We start from the raw sequence: 17,483 nt of genomic DNA, 5'->3' as shown, positions 1-17,483 counted from the left end.
CATTTATCCGTTCCTTTATTTTTAATATTAAAGGGGGAAGTCTGTTTATATTATGAATAAAATTAAAATAGTCGATTCGGTTATGGGGAGCGGTAAAACATCTGCAGCGATTAACAAAATGAATTCTGCTGGCAAAGAAGAAACCTTTATATTCATCACACCTTATTTAAATGAAGTTGAGCGCATAAAGAAAAGCATAAAGTCCAAACAATTTTTCGAACCTAAAGTAAAGAAGAAAGGTGATAAAACACAATATAAGTTTGAATCCTTTCACGAACTCTTATCACAGAATAAAAACATTGTGGCAACTCATAACCTTTTTAAAAACGCAAACGACGAGACAAAGGAACTTATACTTGCAGGCAATTACACACTAATATTAGATGAAGTCATGGAAGTAGTGGAACAATTACAGGTAAAGAAACATGATCTAACAACACTGTTTGATTCCAATTTGATTTATGTTGAAAACGGTTTTGTCAAATGGAATGAAGAGAAAAAAGATTATGAAACACGATACGATGATATTCGAGATATGGCGTTAAATAACAACCTAATGTATTTTAAAGATAATATATTGATTTGGAACTTTCCTGCCGACGTATTCCAGTTATTCAAGGAGGTTTACATACTTACATATATGTTTGATGCTCAAATACAAAAATATTATTACGATGTGAACAATATTGAGTATCAGAAGTATATTTCAGCTTACATAGATGGACAGTATAGGTTCATTGACCATGATACTGATTTTGAAAGGAACTTTAAAAAAGAGTTAAGAAATAAAATAAAAATATATGAAGGCAACCTAAATACAATAGGACAACTGGAGTTTTCACTGTCTTCTAATTGGTATAAAAATAAATCACCTTACACAATCAAAAAGGTGAAGAACAATGTATTCAATTACTTTAATAATATTGTTAAGTCGTCAAGTGATGAAGCTATGTGGACGACTTATTCAGACCATAAGAACAGAATAAAGGGCAATGGGTATACAAAGGGGTTTGTCTCATGTAATGCACGTGCTACAAACGAGTTTAAGCATAAGAAACACTTAGCATATACAATAAACAGATATACGAATACTGTTCTGTATAATTATTTTAAAGAAAAGTACAGTATTACAATAGACCAGGACGCATTTGCATTGTCTGAGTTAGTGCAATGGGTATGGAGGTCTGCTATTAGGGATGGAGAAGAAATAACTTTGTACATACCTTCTTTGAGAATGAGGAAGCTGCTCACAAACTGGCTCGATACTTGATAAAGAGGACAAACCTCTTAAACTTAAAAAATAAGCCAGTCATATCAAGGGTTTTAGAGCCTAAGTCTTAAGGAGAACCAGAAAAATAATTAAATAAAAAAATAATAAATTCGTCCGTAAAGTGCCTTTACGGCCGTCTCGTTTCAGCAAGCTGAACCTCGATAATATGTTCTTCTTTTTTTAGAATAAAAATAAAATAACTATTGTTAATTTTAAATACTCATGCTATACTCTAATCAAGTTAAAGCAACAGTGAAGTGAATATACTTTAAGAATAAAAATAAAATATAATGTTTTAAGGGCGCATTAAACTTAAAAAATTTAAAGAGGAGAATACATAACATGAAGAATACCAATCTATATTTAATCAAAGAAAGTGAAAGAGAGCAGTACATGGATCGAATTGATGCCTTGGACAAAGTGAAAAAGTTAAAGATGCTAGGTGACAAAAAACATACTTCAATAAAATTCTTGTCAGAGTATTTCGGAATGAAAGTACCTACATTAACTACATACATCCACAGAAATAATGAGGTTTTGGTTGAAGACGGACTGAAGAAACTAGAAGGATTAGAGCTTGAAGGATTTAAGCATAAATATAATATGCCTGGGAAATTCATTAAGCTATATATCGTTCCTAAAAGAGCAGCTTTAAGATTGGCAATGATCCTTAAAAATTCAGATACAGCCATTAAGGTAAGAAAAGAAGTTGTTGTGCCTCCTTCAAATACAAATGTGATTAAGGAAATGATGAAGTCGAACAATATACAAATTCTACATGAGATGAGTAAATTGTTAACGCCGATTTTTAATATGCAGCAATCTGTGCAAAACATGACAGAAACCTCAACAAAAGAAATCTTTGATCTTAAAAACGAAATTTTGTCTTTGAAACATGAAAAGACTGGAACAAACAAACTATTAGCTGATAAAGATGACAAGATCAATAAACTTAGTAACAAAGTAAAAAGCCAGAAGAAAAGAATAGACAAGCTTCAAGAGCTTATTGCAAGCGAGTTGATTGATCTTGATGAAGATGGTTCCAAATCAACAAAAGTGAAAAAAGAGGATAACCCTTTGAAGAATATAAAGCTAAAAATGGATCGAAATGGTAACTTGGAAAGGATGTAAAGACATGACAAATGAATTATCAAAAGAGTTCAAATATGATTTAGTTGATCAATCAACTGCTGATTTCCTTAAACAAAAAGAATTTAACATGCGTGAGATTGTTGGCAAGGCCTATACAGAGCTGGGGAGAGAGCTAAAGGAAGCACAAGAAAAGTTAGCTGGAAACAATCAGTATAATGGACTGTTTGAAAGATGGTGCAATTCAATAGGATTGAAAAAGGACTTGGTTTATAGATTAATCAACAGATTTAAGCTCATCGCAAATTGCGAAGACCAAAAAATAATCGAAGACCTGCCAGTATCTCTAACATATGAAATAGCTAAACCTTCATCAGAATCAACCGAACCAAAGAAACAAGCTAAGGAAGCAGTCCTAAATGGTGAAGTCAAAACACTAAAGGAATACAAAGAGCTTGAAGCTAAGCTGAGGAAAGCTGAAGAGGATAATTGTTTGTTGGAAACTAAATTAAAACGAGAAAAGGAGAAGAAGACAGTTGTTGAAAAAGTCATTGATAACACTGACTACAAACAAATAGACGCATTAAAAAAAGAATTAGAGTATCAAAATAAAAAATATGAAAATATATCTAAACAAAAATTGATCTTAGAGCAACAACTTGAAAGGAGTGATGTGAAAGTAAAAGAATACGAGGAGCTAACAAATAAATTAAAGGCTGTAACAAGAGAACAGGATGATTTAGGTAGGCAGGTTGAGGCCACTTCTGAGCTTTCTGAAATGGTTTGGGAGATTGAAAAAGTATTAAAAGGTAGTTTAGCGCCTGTAAAGTATGCAAAGGCCATTAGGGATATGAGTGACAATCAAATTATAATGAACAATCTTGATTCTGTAATCGGGCATGTGGAATCCTGGTGCAAAGAAATGAGAAAAATTACGAATAAAAATAATATTATTGAGGTGGTTTAATATGGCGATTAATGAATTGGAATTGAACAAGATGTCAAATGGAGAAATTGATATGCTCATGGACAAGGTATTAAGTTTAAAAGTTAATAGATTAAGTGAAGATTTTATAAAAATGGCTGATAAACAAAAAGAGCTGGAACTTCAAGTTGAGCAGTTGTCTTTAAAAGAAAGTGAAAATGCAGAAGAAATTTCAAAGATGGAAGGCAAGTTTAAAGAATACGATGAAACATTCTTTACCTTCCAACATGATAAATCAGGAAAATTTCTAGAGTTTAAAAATGCTGCTAAAAGCAGAGTGTTTGATTATGTAAAACCAATTGGCAGTCCAGAACACCTTTTATTTTATAGAGGGTTGTTGATGCAATGCTATGGAAAAGTATCTGAAGCTCTAAATGTACCTAATACTTCGAGCATTAACATTAATGACTTTGAAGCTGCTTTGAAAATTGTTAAAAGATGGACACCGAGCAGAAAATATATTGACAAGAAAATTAACGAATACATAGCTATGCATGAAAATAATTCACTTCAACAAGAGAAAGTCAATGCTTTATTTACATATTTAGAAAAAACAGAAGAAGGAACAAAAGGGGGAATTATTTAGAATGACTCTAAAGTTTAACAAACAACAATTAGAAGCGATTAATTTTTATAAAGGGGCTTGTGCAGTCATTGCAGGGGCAGGGAGCGGTAAAAGCACCGTTCTCCTTAACCGTGTTAAAACATTGGTGAGGGATTACGGTGAAGATCAAGAGGATATTTTAGCCATCAGTTTTACGCGTAATACTGCAAATGAGCTTAAGAAGAAATTACATAAGCAGAAATTAACTAGTGTGAATGTAGGTACATTTCATTCAGTATGCCGCAACATTCTTCTCAAAGAGGGAATTGAAATTAACGAGAAAAATACGATTAAAGAATGGCAGCGAGAAAACTGTTTTAAATCACTTGAAGAGAAACCTGACATTAAAGACATTACGGGTTTCATCAGCTACCAAAAGAACTTTTTAAGGGGCTACACAGACGAGTTTTTAATTAAAGAGAGTAAATATACCGAGGAGCAATTACGTCTCTTCTATAAGGAGTATGAGGCTTTTAAATCCAAAAACGGACTGTACGATTATGATGATTATTTATTGGAGTGTTACAAGGTGCTAAAAAACAATAAACATAAGTATACGTATGAATTTATTCTTGTAGACGAGCATCAAGATTCTAACTTAGTACAAAATCTCATTTTAAAAGAACTTTGCGCCTCTGGTAACATATTCTGCTTATTCGATTATAGACAAGCTATTTACACATTTAGAGGCGGCAATACTGAGTATTGTATGGAGTTTGAAAAGGATTGGGAAAACGCCACTGTGATTAACCTGGATACAAATTATAGATCAAATAAAAACATAGTTGATAACGCAAACAGCTTTATCAAGGAATACTATGGTGACTATGAACATTACGCAGACTCCGTCCCTAATATTCATAACAATGGCGAAATTCAAACACTAACGTATCAGGACAGAGAAGTAGAAGGTCTGAATACAGCTGATAAAATTGAAACATTGCTTAAAGCCGGTGAAAAACCATCAGAAATTTGTGTCCTTTATAGATTAAACTCTCATTCTAGCTATGTTGAGAATGAATTAAAAAGGCGTGAAATTGAATATGATATTACTAATAATGGGAGCTTTTTCAAGAGAAAAGAGGTAAAAGGGATTGTAGCTTATTTAAGATTAATTCGTGATCCACATGATGATGCAGCCTTTCGAGATATTTTCACACTAAGGAATGATCCATTTCGTTATTTTAGCAATAAGAATTTAAAAGATGTTGAGTCATTTGCCGGACAAACAAATATGTCCTTATATGAGGCCATGTTAAATATGAGATTTGATCGTCCGACTCAAAACGATAACGTCTTGAAATTCCAAAGTATGATTAATAAACTCCAAATGCAAGTGCTTAAAGGGATTGCCGTGGAAGAATTGATCGACAATGTAGTTAAAACTTTCAGAATGAATGATTACATAGAAGAGAAATACCTCGATGAAGATGAGATAACTGACAGAAAAGAATCTCTCAATACCATGAAGAAATTTGTTAAGAATAATAACTTAGAGCAGTTCATTAATTTTGTATACGGCAACAAGCCAAGTAAAAAGAAAAATGAAAATGCGGTGCGATTAATGACTATTCACGCAAGCAAGGGTCTAGAATTTAAACATGTGTTCTTAATTGGGGTTGAAGATGGTAAGTTTCCTCATAGAAAAAGCGATCTTTTAGACGAAGCAAGATTATTTTATGTCGGCGTAACAAGACCTAAGGAGAGCCTGTATCTTAGTCAAATTGGTCACTGTAATATGTTTTTTGATGAGTATAGGCAACATGATCTTGTTTGTTAAGAATCTAAATAAAATGCATATTTTATATGAATTGAAAAAATCCTAATGGTTATTCTTCTTTTTTAGGATACAACAGACCTCTAAAAGCTTTTTATCATAAGGGTTCTTGTTGCTGTTTTATTAAGAAGATAATGGACGTAAGGGGGGTGATTTGAATGTGAAATGTAAACTTTTTGATAAAGATCTAAATATACATAAATCAAATTAATTGGAGGGATTTTATTGGAAAAAAATTTAACTGTAATTGAACGGGATGGACAACTTTTAATGGATAGTCGTGAAGTGGCTGATATGGTAGGGAAAGAACATAAAGAATTTCTTAGAACAATTCATAATCATATCCAAATTTTAGAAAGCGCAGAATTGCGCTCTCAGGATTTTTACATTAAAGATCACTATAAAACAGAGGGCAACAATAAATCCTACAAGTATTATCTTCTAACACGTAAAGGTTGCGACATGGTGGCTAATAAAATGAATGGCACAAAAGGCGTTTTGTTTACGGCACATTATGTCACTCGGTTTGAAGAAATGGAAACACAGCTTAAAAAACAATTAGTTCCTTCCTATATGATTGATAACTCAATCCAACGGGCAGAGAGATGGATTCAAGAACAAAAGGAACGTGAGAGAATTGAATCTGAAAAACTCCTTTTGGAACAGCAGGTAACTGAGTATCAACCAAAAGTGGAGAAGTATCATCAGTTCTTGGACGCTGACGGGCTAATGGACATTGGTTCACTTGCTAAGGAATTAAATATCAAAGGATTTGGACGTAATAAGTTATTCACTTTTCTTAAGGATCAGAAAATCCTGATGGCAAATAACCTTCCATACCAGAAATATATGGGTCGTGGTTTATTTGAAGTTAAAAGTGTGCCAACATCTAAGATTGGATATGTTTCAAAAACGTATCTAACTGCTAAAGGTGCAGACTACATAACCGATTTAATTAGTAAGCGTAAGCCAGCTTAACAGATGTATAACTAAATGTTATTATTCTAAACTAAAATACTTTCGCTCACTTTTTTTAAAGGGAGCGGATATGCTATAAAGATGAGTGAAAAGTTGGCTACGACTAAAACGAAAAATATATTGAGCTTTAGTCTAAATGTGTGATAATTAGATATAATATAAAATCTTGAAAAGGTGGATATTATGTCTAAAGAAATTGATATTTTTATCAGAGTGCTACAAAAAGCACCTGCAAAAACTGGGGTAGCTATCGCGATATTTAGATACAAAGGAATTATGAAAGAAACATATTTCACCTGTTTAGAGCGAACGCAAAACAGATCAATAATTCTTGCTGCTAAAACTGCAATCGAAAGTTTATCAACCAGCTGTATAGTGAATTTACACACACAAAATAATTTTGGTTTTTCATACATGGCAGAAAGAAGGCATAAAAAATGGGTTAATCGTGATGTAGGTGATCAATTATTGTCTACTGTTGAAAAAGAATGCCACACGCTTAACCTAATTGATTGTTCAGCAACTATTGAAGGGAAGAAGTATCAACAGGCATTGTCTAAAAGGCTAAGAAATATACAGAGAAATTCAGTAGAAAGGGGAGATTAATTAATGTCTATGAACATAAAGCAGCTAATAAATTCATTACAAACCATGTTAGAGAGAAGTCAAATAACAGAGGAAACACAGGTTCTACTCAATACATATGACGACTGCATGTACGAAGTAGCATGTGTTGAGCCTCTGGGAGAGTTTGTACAAATAGAAGCTAAGATTAAATAAAACATGGGGAATGAATATGGTAAACAAAGTATTGCGCCAAATAAATGCAGCAACAATCTTCTTTGTCTTGATTTTAGCATTTGATTTAGCTGTTTTCTTGATGTCTCATGATGGTTATTACTTAAGCTTTGTGCTGGAAACAAATTGTATTTTTCCTGTACTACTTACTTTAGTCGGTTTTTTTGTGTTAGCTCGGTGGTATAAAATACGGCGATTATTTGTAATTTGCATAACAATTCCAGTGGTACTTATAGTTGCATTGTTGGTGGCAACTGGTGATTCATACGGTACCATTTCTTCGCCAACTAAAAATGTAATAGTAACAATAGAGCATAGAAACGCCACCTTAGGGGAAACGAATCACTTTTACGATTTTTATGTGCATGTTCCTAGTTTATACCCTGGTTTAATGAGAAAAGTGAATAAGGACACCGTATATATTATGACACGAAATACTGAGGGTGAAGACGACCTTGATGTGTTAGGGGTAGGTAATGCCGAATGGAAAGATAACAAAATCATTTTCCATTCAGCATATGAAAAAGCGATTGAGATTGGTTTATAATTTTAGTCCATATTGACGCAATTTCAATGAAAATTTTAAAATTTAAATTTGATAATTCGTTCTTTGAATGAAATACAGCGTTTAAGGGGAGATAGATTTGATTGCAGTAAGATACCTAGCTGTCCTTATTTTGTCGGTCATATGTGCCACACTGGTATATGTGATCATCCTGAATCAAGCTGAATATGTCCCTTATCTTATAATTAGTGGGATCATGTTGACATGTTATTTAATTTTTGAATTGCCATTGCAGCTTATCTTAAACCGAAAACCTAGAAGGTTCAATATTAATTATCTCTTTATATACACAGTGTCTTCATTTGTTGTATGGCTAATCATGGTCGTTCTCTTTGAACCTTATAATCCCATAGGGTCTATATTAGCGAGTTATGAGATATATTTATTCAGCGTATTTTTTGCCCTGATCTTTTGGATTTGGGACTCTATACTTGTACAAAAAGTTGCGGTTAAGTAACTGAGCACTCTAAATAAAAACACCATTTCATGCTAAATGGGATACGGGCTGCCTACATGAACAGCCCTTGGCCATTAGCTCGCAATCCTTGTTTTGACTGGTTTGTTTTTCTTGATATTACGCAATTTAAGAGCGGGTTTTTCCACTATTCTGTACGAAAGAAATGCGATTGCAGCAGTGACAGCAATTAGAACTATGATCAACGGGTAATCAGACAGTGTTTTATTAATTCCGGTGTATAGGAAGACGTTGATAATCACCATGTGCCATATGAAAATCCCCATACTGATATCATCTAACCGGTTCAGCTGCCAAAATATCTTCGGCCCATTGTAACCGAACCAGACAATTGCATAACTCAAAGGCACGAACCATGAAAAGCTCCATAATGTGCTGTTTATTGAGCTCAGATGTAAAGGGTCAATTTTACAGAATAAAAATAAAGTAACAGACGATAAAAATAAAACAAGGTGCTGCGGTGACTTACTCCATGCCTTAGCCCAGAAGATACCTAAAGTGAAATAAAACATCTGCGGCAGGAAAGAATGTAAGTACAGGTTGCCGAAAACACTGCCAGGGGCGAACTTTAAAATTATGAAAGAGACTAACACACTGAAAGCGGCAGCAGCAAAAGAGCAAAGAATCATTTTTTGGAATCCGAAACGTTTATAAAACCAATAAATTGCGGGTAAAACAAGGTAAAAGCTAATCTGAACAGGAATTGTCCAAAGTGAATCGTTAAGGCGACCTGTGCCAATGTGATGGAATATGTCAGGGAAGTATTGAGGGTATAACACAAAATTGCTAAGAAGCCATGTCCAGTACTCTTTAGTAGTGAATACTGTTAATGAAAGAGCTCCTAGAACAATTAACAGGATGGTGGAGGCAATAGCATAGGTGTAAATTGCGGGCGCGATCCTGATAATACGGCTCCAATAAAAATCGGTTACATTATTTCCTTTAAGCCTGGATCTTTCATAAGAAGTGAAAAGAAAAAATGCGCTTAGAAAAAAGAAGATTGATATGCCGGTGTGAAACAATGCTTTACTCTCTGGGGTATAACCAAAGACAGAAATGTTTAAGTCTCTTGTAGCATGGCCAACCAGCACACACAGAGCAGCAAACAGCCTGATAACAAAGAAACAATTAAAATGCTTTACGTTCATTTTTAAGAACCTCTTTCCTATACCATATGGCGAATAAGCAGTAAGGCTACCTATAAGCAGTGATGATTATATCATAAAAATGGAAGAATTGTTCTTTAAAATGAACAAAAATATTTATTTTTTGTTCTCAATAAGGTATATTTGTATGGTGTAGGGAGGTATAGATACTTATAAATACATGTAGATATTCATAGATACATGTATATCTAGCTATATCATGAAGAATACAGATGAATCACGAAGCTTCTGCCTGTTCTTTCGCCTTTATTTCAAATATAGTATAATTTGGAAAAGGGGGAGAGTAAATGAAAAAGCTAATCTTTTTGGCTGTAATTTGCATTGGTTTCATCTCGTGTTTCACGACACCAAGTGCTGAGGCGAAGCTTACATTAGACTACAAAAATGTGGATTTTCACATGAGTGAGGATTCAGAGAGTTTTTCAATGGCAGATTATTTTGATCGGAATTTTGATCGCACTTGGCTCTTCTACAAATTCACAATTAACAATGCTGAAGGGTGTACTCTAAATATGAAAATCAGTAGGATAACTCTTTCTGGCTGGGTATTCCCACGTAGTGAAAAGCAGTTTGTAGGGAACTATGCCGACTATACTGCTGCAGATCGAGTAGAGGGAGATGCAAATCGTAATCATGTGTTAGAGATTACAAAGAATCCAGGCTGCGGAGACGTGTGGATTAAAGGTATTTATGGATTTGAACATGAAGATTCATTTGATTGGTAAGCTTAATACATAGTCAAGGTATATCCTTGACCTTTTTTATGGATATAATGATAATTTAAAGTGATCATACATAATGAATGCGAGGTAGTTAAATTGATTAAATCAAATTTAAAGCCGATATTAGACGAAAGGAATATCAGTATTCGAAAGCTGTCCAATGATATTGACCATGGTTTCAACACAGTTAGAAAGCTGTATCATGACGAAATGGAGCGGTATCCAAGGGATCTGCTTGATAAAGTTTGTACATATTTAGATATTGAGTTGCATGAGCTGTTGATTTACAAAAAAGATTAAAAAGATATTGATCACTTAAAGTGATCATGGTATACTAAAGTTACAAAAAAAGTAAGGGAATGAAAATTTTCAAGGTTAAGTTAAAGCGCACATTACAACAAAAGGAGAGAGAATATATGAAGGATTATTCAGTAAAATTTTACGATCAGGACTATATGCTATTAGCCGATATAATTAAAGCCGAAAGTTTGGAAGACCTAAAAGTGAGCGCGGATAGTAAAGCGAAAACCTTGATGGATGAGAATGGAGTTAATGAGATCACTTGGACTGCAAGTGAGGTTGTACTTGAAGGGAAGGTTATGGAGTAGGAATACAAACTTAATTAGAGGAGGAAAGGCCATGATAAAGCAAGAAGAAATCATCTTAATGGAAGCACTTCTAAGAGATGTGAGGGGTAACTGGTCAGATGAAATCATCTCCAGATTGACAGAGGTAAATCGGATTGCAAAGAGTTACAATTTTGAAGCAATAGAGGAAGAAACTCGTGCAATTATAGATTCAGAAAAGGCAGGAAACAATAGGAATTTTGATGGGAGATGTTTTATATCAGACTACAAATCAGGCGGTTATGAAGGCTTGAGCGAATTTTATGGAGGAGACGGCGATTTTAAATTGAAAGGCAGATCAAAAGAATTTTTGCAAAAAGTGGATGAGCTGATGACAAATGACTGGCTTATCTTTCCGGATTTTGACGAATATATTAAATGCAATGTTTAAATAAAATCGTACTTTCATAGGGAATAGGAGAGGTTACAATGCAAAATACAGTAAAAGTAACTTTCAATGTAAACGGTGTAGAAATCAAAACAGATGCGGGTGTACCACAAATGCCTAATGGTATTAATGCAGATAATATGATTGTTTTACATGCCAAAAGAAATTTGGAAAAGAATCTTGGGATTGATATATATGAGGTCATGAACGCAGAGTACTATGATGACATTGAACATCTCGTAACTATTGACAAATCAGGCTATACTCAGGGTGCTTAAATAGAGATAATGATTCATTTAACAACAAAGGGAGAGATGAAAATGAGAGAGGAAATTCAAGTGTTACTTGAGGAAATTGAAGAATTAGAAATGGCTTTAAGTGAGTCTGATAACAATACTGTTTCTGTGGTTCTTCAAGAGGCAATCGATAAAAGACGTAATGAAATTGGCGAACTAAAGCCAAATGGGTACGTCATGGCAGACGTAGTCCTTAAAGATGGTACCGAGTTAAAACGGTGCTTAGTTTTTACTGTAACAGATCGAATGGGATCGCAAGCTGTAACTGAATTAGATGAAGCAAGAGAAATCTTCGAAAAAGATAAAGAGGTTTATTTACAACAGGAACATGAGGATGGAAACTTTGCAGGGGATATAGGAGTACACGAAATATCAACATACAACCTTGAATATGAAAATGGTGTTACTGAATAAAATCATTCTTTTAACGACTACGGAGGGGCAAAATGAACAATAAAGAGCTTATTCAAAAAAATATTGTGGAAAGTATTTTCTTTGCTTTTGATAAATCTGGGATAAGAATAGGCGACGCGTGTGTTTATACATCTTATCTAACAAAAGATTTATTGAAAGAGAAATACAATAAAAATGCAAAATTAAAAGCAGGATCAGTTATATTTCCATCATTACCAGTTCAATACAAGTGGAATCCTCCGTTCGAATTTCATATGTGGGTATTACTGCATGGCGAGATAATAGACATCGCAGCTTCTAGGATAACTGAAAGAGAAGAATTTAAAAAATCTAAAAAACTTTCAAACTTCAAAAATATTACAATCCCAGTTGTCTGGGAAACGTATCCCCATGATGGAAGAACCTACACTGCCGTAAAGAACGGGGTTGAATTAATAGAGTCTCCAGTTGATGAAACGGAATATAAAGAGCTATACCGATATGCAAGCGAGTTTATTGATCAACGACATAGTTAATGGAAAAAATTAAGACAGGGAACTTGCTTTAATACTAAAAAGCTGCATCTATTTTTTAATATTATTGGTCTTGGATTGCTGTAACCAATAGTGAAAAGGGAAATAAAGGCGCAAAGCGACTTATTGAAAAGATTGAATCTGATCCAGACAAGATTGCAAAATATAGAACTGAAGATGGAATTGAAGTATATGTAAGCTACATGATTCCAGTGAAATAAAAGATTGCAAAGTGGTAACTCATATGGTACCATTCTATCTAGAAAGGATTGATGGATTTATGGTATCAAATAAAGACGATATTATTGAAATGAATATTGAAGACATTATGGAAGTTCCTGAAGAATATTATTCTATCTCTGTACCTAAACTTAAGATCATTAATGCAATTAAAGATGGACTAGATAAAAATAAGCTTTCAGTCAGGAAATTAGCTGAAAAGGTTAATTTAAAACATCCACAAATTATTAGAGTTACTAACGGTAAGAACTACAATGTGGACACTTTACTCAAAATTCTAGACGGCTTAGATCTTGAAATTGAAATCAAGCCTAAAAATAAATGAAGAAGAGTGTTTAGATACTCTTCTTCATCCCACATCTACGACACTCGCGTAAAAACACGCCACTTTTCACTGAACTCTTAAACAGAGTGTAATCACAGTTGTCACAGCGACCATACTTAACATCAGGGTACTCCTTATAATCGTAAATGACAGAAACATCATACCCATTTGTCTCAAAATTTTTCTCTTCCATACAAATTCACCTACATAGGATATTTAACTCTACTATAATACCAGACGATGTATATAAGGAGGAGGGTTTTATGATTGGATTTTCGTATTTCTTAATACTCTGGCTTGGTGTTGGCTTCCTGACGGGATTTAAAGCCTTATTCGTTGATCAAGTTTACGATGAGGATTTTAAACAGGAGCTTATTAATTCCTTTTCACCAGGAATGGAGCAAAACATGATTGAATTGTTCTTTAAGAATAAAATAAATATCATGGTGTTTTATATACTAATTGGATTTCTGCCATTAGGGATAAAAATTGTTGGGCTGCTGAAGAGGGGATAATCATGCCGGTAATCGATAACTTTTTTGTCATTCAATTTGAAAATAATGATTACTTCAGGTCATTTAAGTTGGATGGTAGTGGTTATAAGTCATCTAAGGGGCTTCATGGCGCTTCTAAGTTTACTACAATGTCAGAAGCTTTAGTGATCTCAAACGAGCTACATACAGAGTTTAAAGTCACTTCTGCTATAAGACAGATTGAAGTTATTACTCGGTAAGGGGTGTTCAGGTGTACTGGATTGAATGGATTGAGGATGGAGAGAAGAAAAGCATTGTTGCGGACGGCTGGGTTGAATGGGCCGCAATCCTTGAAGAACTTTATCAGCAGCGATTTGAGTATGTTGAATGGAAGCGGCTTTAAATGTAGAGTAAGGCCATGAAATAATCATGTTAAAGAGAAATAAATTGAAAGAGAGAAACAATTAAAGTTGTATTTACGACTTAAGTGAGTGATTAAAAGGAACAAACAAGCTCCCTTCTGAGTATTAACCCTTATTAAAATCATTAATTGCAAAAGGAGTTTAGTTATGAAAAACATAGTAAATAAAGATATTTTTGATGTTTTTTCTGTACAAGGGTATTGGTGGATTGATAAAGATAAAGAAAATCAAGTTCCAGGTACGTTAATATATAAACCAGAAGAAATCACATTAGAGATAATGGGTACATTAGTTAATGACTTTATTGATATTGGTGACACTCCAAAAGTTATCAATGGAATATCAGTAGATGGCGAATTGTATAAACTTGATGTTCTTGCAATAGGAAAATCAAACTTTAGATCACCTGGAATACCCACTTCAGTTTATGAAATTAGGAGCTTTTTAGTAGGAGATTACACAGAGGCATTTCCAGAAAAATTTGACTCTGCTGAGTTTTCAACTGGGAATTTAACAGAATGGATGGGTTTGAGCGCCTTCACTCAAATATTTGACTCTAATGGTGAAAAACATGAAATACATTATGAGAGAATAAACATAAACAAGGTTACAGTCAAAGATTTTGTAGTACAAGAAACTAGTGGGGTAAAGATTAAGAATCAAAAATCTGGACAGTGTGTATCTATGGAGCATGTTAGTGGATTTAATATAATCCCATCAGAAAGGAAAGATTTGAAATGGTTTCATGAGAATGTAAATCATCAGGTTAGACTTATAAACATTCTAATGAACAACATTAACTACGATATAAATATCACATTAAACGTGACAGAAGATAAAAAACAATTGAAATATAAATACTTTCAACATCACAGAGAAGCCCTTAAACAGAAGAATACAAATTTCTTGTTTGATTATAATAAGGTAAGACACAATTATGAAACTTTGTTAAATAACTGGTTTCAAGAAAGAGAAAAGCTGAGTACAATAGTTAGTTTATTTATGAACAGTAAAGATCAGAAAGAGTTCGTGGAAACCAAATTCATTAAAAATATTCAGTGTTTAGAGATATTTCACAGAAGATATTGCTCCAGCTTAGAATTTAACCAAGAACTAACATTTGAAACTGAAAAAGTAAGAGAGTTTATTAATTCTAATGTTTCAGTTGACCATAAGCAATTTTTCTTAAATAAGTTAAAGCATATTAATGAAGTTAATCTTATGAAGCGACTAAAGGAGTTATTTAATCAACAATCAACAGATACAAAAAACTTCCTTTCGGGTAATAATAAAAAAAGGGACAGTTTTATTTTTGGACTTGTTGAGACTAGAAACTATCTTACTCACTATGATCTAACAAACAAAACTAAGGTTTTCCATCGAGCAGTTGAGAAATATTACGCCTCCTTAAGAATGAATGGACTATTAACATTTTTAATCCTGAAAAAGATAGGATTGGATGAAGAAATCATTTTAAATAGTATGAAAGAAAACAGGAATTTAAACCGAAAATTTTCACAAGCAAAAATTATTCTGGACAAATAAAAGTCGGGGGCGATCCCCCTTTTTTTTAAATAAAATACGAATTTCAAACAGATAAGTATTCCTTAAAAAATAATTAGAATAAAAATAAAATAAATACTTGTAATTCTGACAACTCTAATGTATATTATAAACAAGAGAACATTAGTTGGGAAGGGGTGGAGTAACCAATGAATCTTAAGCAGATGATTAAGAATGAATGTGAAAAAGACAACCAGCTCGCAGCGAAACTCTCAAAAATAGCAGGGTACGAAAAGGTTAATGGTTTTTACAAATTCATCAACACCCCAGAGAAAGAAATGGACAACTTAGGCGGTTTAATTAATATTGTTAAAAGCTTGTTTCCTGATAATGAAGAGCAGCTTCTAAGTGATTACTTCTTATCACTGGATCCCAATAAAAAAAGCGCAAGACAGTCTGTTGAATACTCAGATATTAATCAATGGGATACGTTAACAGACAAGATTATTTTAAATTTAAGCAACTCAAAAAACACCACAAGTCAAGAATGGGGCAACATCTACAGCATACATAGAAAGCTTTATAAAAACGAAATCTCAATACCAGAAGCAATAAGAGAGTGCGGAAGATGCAAAGCCCCAGAAATGTCATTTTTCTCAGATGCAATGCTGATGTATAAATACTTGAATATTGGTGAGTTTGGATTGATGAAAAGCACCTTAACACTTTTAGATTTTAGCAGCTTGCCAGAAGGATTTATAAAAGATTCGTACAAAAGTAGAGTGTCAATGTTACAAGCGAATATAAGCTTAAATGAAAACAATTTAATCGAAGCGAGGAAACATTCAAATATTGCAATAATGCAGTCCAATGTGAACCGAATATGTTTTTTTGCGCATCTGACTATAGGAAATACCCTAATTTTCGAAAACTATGAAGAAGCTATGCTGGCGTATATTGAGGCAAAGAAGTATGTTCTTAATGATACCCATAAAGAAATGCTAAACGGCGCTCTTTGCTTCCTAGCTAACGTATGGAACAAGGAAAATCCATGGGTTAACTATGAATCAGATGATATCAAATATCAGCAGCTTAGGGCTTTTTATTACATAAAAAATAATAATCTCGACAAGGCTAACGAATTATTGGAAAGCTTATCAAATAGGGATCAAGATGAAAATGAATTAGGATTTTATTTTTATTATAAAGGTTTGATATCAAAACAAAAATCTGATTTTTATAAATCAATAACATATTTCAAAAAATCAGATGATAAATATTTTATCCAATTGACTATAATAGAACTCGAAAAATTAGGCTGTGATCCGGAGCTACTAAATTTAATTTAGAATTTAGCACTTGAAAGGAGGTGAATTTAATGAAGAAAATTATTTTCGGTACAGCCATTTTAGCAGCATTAGCAATTTCATTCATTGCAGGTCAACATTCAGTTAATACGGCATCAGCTTCTGATGAGATCTCTGTAGCAAGTGCAATTCGGGGAGCTTAATAATACAACAGGATACTACATAATCAATGGTTAGACGTTTGATCCAGTGGATCAGGCGTCTTTTCTAATTTTAAGAGAATGTTCCAGAAATTCATAATATAAAAAACAAGAACATGGAGGAATTAAAATGAAAAAGCATTTCGGACAATCACTTTCTTATGAGGATATGGCCAAAGGTTACGAAGAAATGGCAGCTATTAATCTTGTAATTTCCCAGGAAGACAATCATCTTGAAAATGAAGCAGAAATGATTAGATCAAAATATAAAGCAAAGGTATCCTAATGAGGATTAAAGACAAACTAGCAGACATTTTAACACATACAAAGGGCATGTGTTATTTGTCG

At 33.4% G+C, this 17,483-nt stretch carries 26 protein-coding genes; 24 read left to right on the top strand and 2 right to left on the bottom strand.

Annotation, left to right across the window (positions count from 1 at the left end):
- The first annotated feature begins 52 nt into the window (after positions 1–52).
- The 9 genes from MHH91_RS11300 (at position 53) to MHH91_RS11260 (ending at position 8,523) form a co-directional block, all read left to right on the top strand.
- The gene (locus tag MHH91_RS11300) at positions 53–1,270 is read left to right on the top strand and encodes a hypothetical protein (protein WP_220176556.1); all 1,218 of its coding nucleotides are present in this window, start codon (positions 53–55) and stop codon (positions 1,268–1,270) included.
- 342 nt (positions 1,271–1,612) lie between these two features.
- A complete protein-coding gene (locus MHH91_RS11295; protein WP_041915570.1) occupies positions 1,613–2,401 on the top strand; it encodes a hypothetical protein in 789 nt (262 codons plus the stop codon).
- Between the two features lie 4 nt (positions 2,402–2,405).
- Complete coding sequence (locus MHH91_RS11290; RefSeq protein ID WP_014472016.1) at positions 2,406–3,326, top strand: hypothetical protein; 921 nt, start codon at positions 2,406–2,408, stop codon at positions 3,324–3,326.
- A 1-nt stretch (position 3,327) separates the two neighbouring features.
- Positions 3,328–3,930: a hypothetical protein gene (locus tag MHH91_RS11285; protein WP_014472015.1), complete on the top strand. Its 603-nt coding sequence runs from the start codon at positions 3,328–3,330 to the stop codon at positions 3,928–3,930.
- Position 3,931: 1 nt separating this feature from the next.
- Positions 3,932–5,728 carry an ATP-dependent helicase gene (locus tag MHH91_RS11280; protein ID WP_014472014.1) on the top strand — a complete coding sequence of 599 codons (1,797 nt, stop codon included), beginning with the start codon at positions 3,932–3,934 and terminating at the stop codon, positions 5,726–5,728.
- 222 nt (positions 5,729–5,950) lie between these two features.
- Positions 5,951–6,703: a Rha family transcriptional regulator gene (locus MHH91_RS11275; protein ID WP_014472013.1), complete on the top strand. Its 753-nt coding sequence runs from the start codon at positions 5,951–5,953 to the stop codon at positions 6,701–6,703.
- A gap of 183 nt (positions 6,704–6,886) precedes the next feature.
- The gene (locus MHH91_RS11270; protein ID WP_014470131.1) at positions 6,887–7,309 is read left to right on the top strand and encodes a hypothetical protein; all 423 of its coding nucleotides are present in this window, start codon (positions 6,887–6,889) and stop codon (positions 7,307–7,309) included.
- Between the two features lie 190 nt (positions 7,310–7,499).
- Entirely contained in the window at positions 7,500–8,048 is a 549-nt protein-coding gene (locus MHH91_RS11265) for a hypothetical protein (protein ID WP_014470133.1), read from the top strand.
- Between the two features lie 160 nt (positions 8,049–8,208).
- Positions 8,209–8,523, top strand: coding sequence for a UPF0715 family protein (locus MHH91_RS11260; RefSeq protein ID WP_237701450.1), 315 nt, complete (start codon positions 8,209–8,211; stop codon positions 8,521–8,523).
- A gap of 74 nt (positions 8,524–8,597) precedes the next feature.
- On the opposite strand, the gene MHH91_RS11255 is transcribed toward MHH91_RS11260, so the two are convergent.
- The gene (locus tag MHH91_RS11255; protein ID WP_014470135.1) at positions 8,598–9,689 is read right to left on the bottom strand and encodes an acyltransferase family protein; all 1,092 of its coding nucleotides are present in this window, start codon (positions 9,687–9,689) and stop codon (positions 8,598–8,600) included.
- A gap of 305 nt (positions 9,690–9,994) precedes the next feature.
- Here MHH91_RS11255 and MHH91_RS11250 point away from each other — a divergent pair, with 305 nt between their 5' ends.
- From MHH91_RS11250 to MHH91_RS11215, 8 genes are all read left to right on the top strand, one after another.
- Complete coding sequence (locus MHH91_RS11250; protein ID WP_014470136.1) at positions 9,995–10,432, top strand: hypothetical protein; 438 nt, start codon at positions 9,995–9,997, stop codon at positions 10,430–10,432.
- A gap of 93 nt (positions 10,433–10,525) precedes the next feature.
- Positions 10,526–10,729, top strand: a complete 204-nt coding sequence (locus tag MHH91_RS11245) for a helix-turn-helix domain-containing protein (protein WP_014470137.1) — start codon at positions 10,526–10,528, stop codon at positions 10,727–10,729.
- Between the two features lie 116 nt (positions 10,730–10,845).
- Complete coding sequence (locus MHH91_RS11240; RefSeq protein ID WP_014470138.1) at positions 10,846–11,037, top strand: hypothetical protein; 192 nt, start codon at positions 10,846–10,848, stop codon at positions 11,035–11,037.
- 31 nt (positions 11,038–11,068) lie between these two features.
- Entirely contained in the window at positions 11,069–11,446 is a 378-nt protein-coding gene (locus MHH91_RS11235; RefSeq protein ID WP_014472011.1) for a hypothetical protein, read from the top strand.
- Between the two features lie 38 nt (positions 11,447–11,484).
- The gene (locus MHH91_RS11230; RefSeq protein ID WP_014472010.1) at positions 11,485–11,721 is read left to right on the top strand and encodes a hypothetical protein; all 237 of its coding nucleotides are present in this window, start codon (positions 11,485–11,487) and stop codon (positions 11,719–11,721) included.
- A 42-nt stretch (positions 11,722–11,763) separates the two neighbouring features.
- The gene (locus MHH91_RS11225; RefSeq protein WP_014470141.1) at positions 11,764–12,153 is read left to right on the top strand and encodes a hypothetical protein; all 390 of its coding nucleotides are present in this window, start codon (positions 11,764–11,766) and stop codon (positions 12,151–12,153) included.
- Between the two features lie 32 nt (positions 12,154–12,185).
- Positions 12,186–12,668 carry a hypothetical protein gene (locus tag MHH91_RS11220; protein ID WP_014472008.1) on the top strand — a complete coding sequence of 161 codons (483 nt, stop codon included), beginning with the start codon at positions 12,186–12,188 and terminating at the stop codon, positions 12,666–12,668.
- Between the two features lie 241 nt (positions 12,669–12,909).
- A complete protein-coding gene (locus MHH91_RS11215) occupies positions 12,910–13,230 on the top strand; it encodes an XRE family transcriptional regulator (protein ID WP_237701434.1) in 321 nt (106 codons plus the stop codon).
- A 10-nt stretch (positions 13,231–13,240) separates the two neighbouring features.
- Here the strand turns inward: MHH91_RS11215 and MHH91_RS11210 are convergent, their stop codons facing one another.
- Entirely contained in the window at positions 13,241–13,423 is a 183-nt protein-coding gene (locus MHH91_RS11210; RefSeq protein WP_041915568.1) for a hypothetical protein, read from the bottom strand.
- Positions 13,424–13,493: 70 nt separating this feature from the next.
- Between MHH91_RS11210 and MHH91_RS11205 the strand changes: the two genes are divergently transcribed.
- The 7 genes from MHH91_RS11205 to MHH91_RS11175 all read left to right on the top strand — a co-directional run bounded on the left by MHH91_RS11205 (position 13,494) and on the right by MHH91_RS11175 (position 17,421).
- A complete protein-coding gene (locus tag MHH91_RS11205; RefSeq protein WP_014472006.1) occupies positions 13,494–13,745 on the top strand; it encodes a hypothetical protein in 252 nt (83 codons plus the stop codon).
- Between the two features lie 2 nt (positions 13,746–13,747).
- Positions 13,748–13,963, top strand: coding sequence for a hypothetical protein (locus MHH91_RS11200; protein WP_041915567.1), 216 nt, complete (start codon positions 13,748–13,750; stop codon positions 13,961–13,963).
- 11 nt (positions 13,964–13,974) lie between these two features.
- A complete protein-coding gene (locus tag MHH91_RS11195; protein ID WP_014472005.1) occupies positions 13,975–14,106 on the top strand; it encodes a hypothetical protein in 132 nt (43 codons plus the stop codon).
- Positions 14,107–14,272: 166 nt separating this feature from the next.
- Entirely contained in the window at positions 14,273–15,670 is a 1,398-nt protein-coding gene (locus MHH91_RS11190) for an ApeA N-terminal domain 1-containing protein (protein ID WP_014472004.1), read from the top strand.
- A 167-nt stretch (positions 15,671–15,837) separates the two neighbouring features.
- Positions 15,838–16,977, top strand: a complete 1,140-nt coding sequence (locus tag MHH91_RS11185) for an AimR family lysis-lysogeny pheromone receptor (RefSeq protein WP_014472003.1) — start codon at positions 15,838–15,840, stop codon at positions 16,975–16,977.
- Between the two features lie 29 nt (positions 16,978–17,006).
- Positions 17,007–17,138 (top strand): lysogeny pheromone AimP family peptide, encoded by a 132-nt coding sequence (locus MHH91_RS11180; protein WP_014472002.1) that lies wholly within the window; start codon positions 17,007–17,009, stop codon positions 17,136–17,138.
- 127 nt (positions 17,139–17,265) lie between these two features.
- Complete coding sequence (locus MHH91_RS11175; protein WP_014472001.1) at positions 17,266–17,421, top strand: hypothetical protein; 156 nt, start codon at positions 17,266–17,268, stop codon at positions 17,419–17,421.
- Positions 17,422–17,483 lie beyond the last annotated feature (62 nt).

Origin of the sequence: Bacillus sp. FSL K6-2819, from assembly GCF_038008305.1 — a bacterium.
Taxonomy (GTDB): domain Bacteria; phylum Bacillota; class Bacilli; order Bacillales; family Bacillaceae; genus Bacillus; species Bacillus amyloliquefaciens.
The sequence above is the reverse complement of the archived record's forward strand: the minus strand, read 5'-3'. Positions and strand labels throughout refer to the sequence as shown.

Excerpts from the sequence above, each read along its gene's own strand:
- MHH91_RS11235 (WP_014472011.1), top strand. The coding sequence starts at position 11,069 with ATGATAAAGCAAGAAGAAATCATCTTAATGGAAGCACTTCTAAGAGAT.
- MHH91_RS11280 (WP_014472014.1), top strand. The coding sequence starts at position 3,932 with ATGACTCTAAAGTTTAACAAACAACAATTAGAAGCGATTAATTTTTAT.
- MHH91_RS11240 (WP_014470138.1), top strand. The coding sequence starts at position 10,846 with ATGAAGGATTATTCAGTAAAATTTTACGATCAGGACTATATGCTATTA.
- MHH91_RS11285 (WP_014472015.1), top strand. The coding sequence starts at position 3,328 with ATGGCGATTAATGAATTGGAATTGAACAAGATGTCAAATGGAGAAATT.
- MHH91_RS11180 (WP_014472002.1), top strand. The coding sequence starts at position 17,007 with ATGAAGAAAATTATTTTCGGTACAGCCATTTTAGCAGCATTAGCAATT.
- MHH91_RS11185 (WP_014472003.1), top strand. The coding sequence starts at position 15,838 with ATGAATCTTAAGCAGATGATTAAGAATGAATGTGAAAAAGACAACCAG.
- MHH91_RS11225 (WP_014470141.1), top strand. The coding sequence starts at position 11,764 with ATGAGAGAGGAAATTCAAGTGTTACTTGAGGAAATTGAAGAATTAGAA.
- MHH91_RS11300 (WP_220176556.1), top strand. The coding sequence starts at position 53 with ATGAATAAAATTAAAATAGTCGATTCGGTTATGGGGAGCGGTAAAACA.
- MHH91_RS11205 (WP_014472006.1), top strand. The coding sequence starts at position 13,494 with ATGATTGGATTTTCGTATTTCTTAATACTCTGGCTTGGTGTTGGCTTC.
- MHH91_RS11265 (WP_014470133.1), top strand. The coding sequence starts at position 7,500 with ATGGTAAACAAAGTATTGCGCCAAATAAATGCAGCAACAATCTTCTTT.
- MHH91_RS11190 (WP_014472004.1), top strand. The coding sequence starts at position 14,273 with ATGAAAAACATAGTAAATAAAGATATTTTTGATGTTTTTTCTGTACAA.
- MHH91_RS11255 (WP_014470135.1), bottom strand. The coding sequence starts at position 9,689 with ATGAACGTAAAGCATTTTAATTGTTTCTTTGTTATCAGGCTGTTTGCT.
- MHH91_RS11230 (WP_014472010.1), top strand. The coding sequence starts at position 11,485 with ATGCAAAATACAGTAAAAGTAACTTTCAATGTAAACGGTGTAGAAATC.
- MHH91_RS11175 (WP_014472001.1), top strand. The coding sequence starts at position 17,266 with ATGAAAAAGCATTTCGGACAATCACTTTCTTATGAGGATATGGCCAAA.
- MHH91_RS11250 (WP_014470136.1), top strand. The coding sequence starts at position 9,995 with ATGAAAAAGCTAATCTTTTTGGCTGTAATTTGCATTGGTTTCATCTCG.
- MHH91_RS11290 (WP_014472016.1), top strand. The coding sequence starts at position 2,406 with ATGACAAATGAATTATCAAAAGAGTTCAAATATGATTTAGTTGATCAA.
- MHH91_RS11210 (WP_041915568.1), bottom strand. The coding sequence starts at position 13,423 with ATGGAAGAGAAAAATTTTGAGACAAATGGGTATGATGTTTCTGTCATT.
- MHH91_RS11220 (WP_014472008.1), top strand. The coding sequence starts at position 12,186 with ATGAACAATAAAGAGCTTATTCAAAAAAATATTGTGGAAAGTATTTTC.
- MHH91_RS11270 (WP_014470131.1), top strand. The coding sequence starts at position 6,887 with ATGTCTAAAGAAATTGATATTTTTATCAGAGTGCTACAAAAAGCACCT.
- MHH91_RS11200 (WP_041915567.1), top strand. The coding sequence starts at position 13,748 with ATGCCGGTAATCGATAACTTTTTTGTCATTCAATTTGAAAATAATGAT.
- MHH91_RS11295 (WP_041915570.1), top strand. The coding sequence starts at position 1,613 with ATGAAGAATACCAATCTATATTTAATCAAAGAAAGTGAAAGAGAGCAG.
- MHH91_RS11215 (WP_237701434.1), top strand. The coding sequence starts at position 12,910 with ATGGTACCATTCTATCTAGAAAGGATTGATGGATTTATGGTATCAAAT.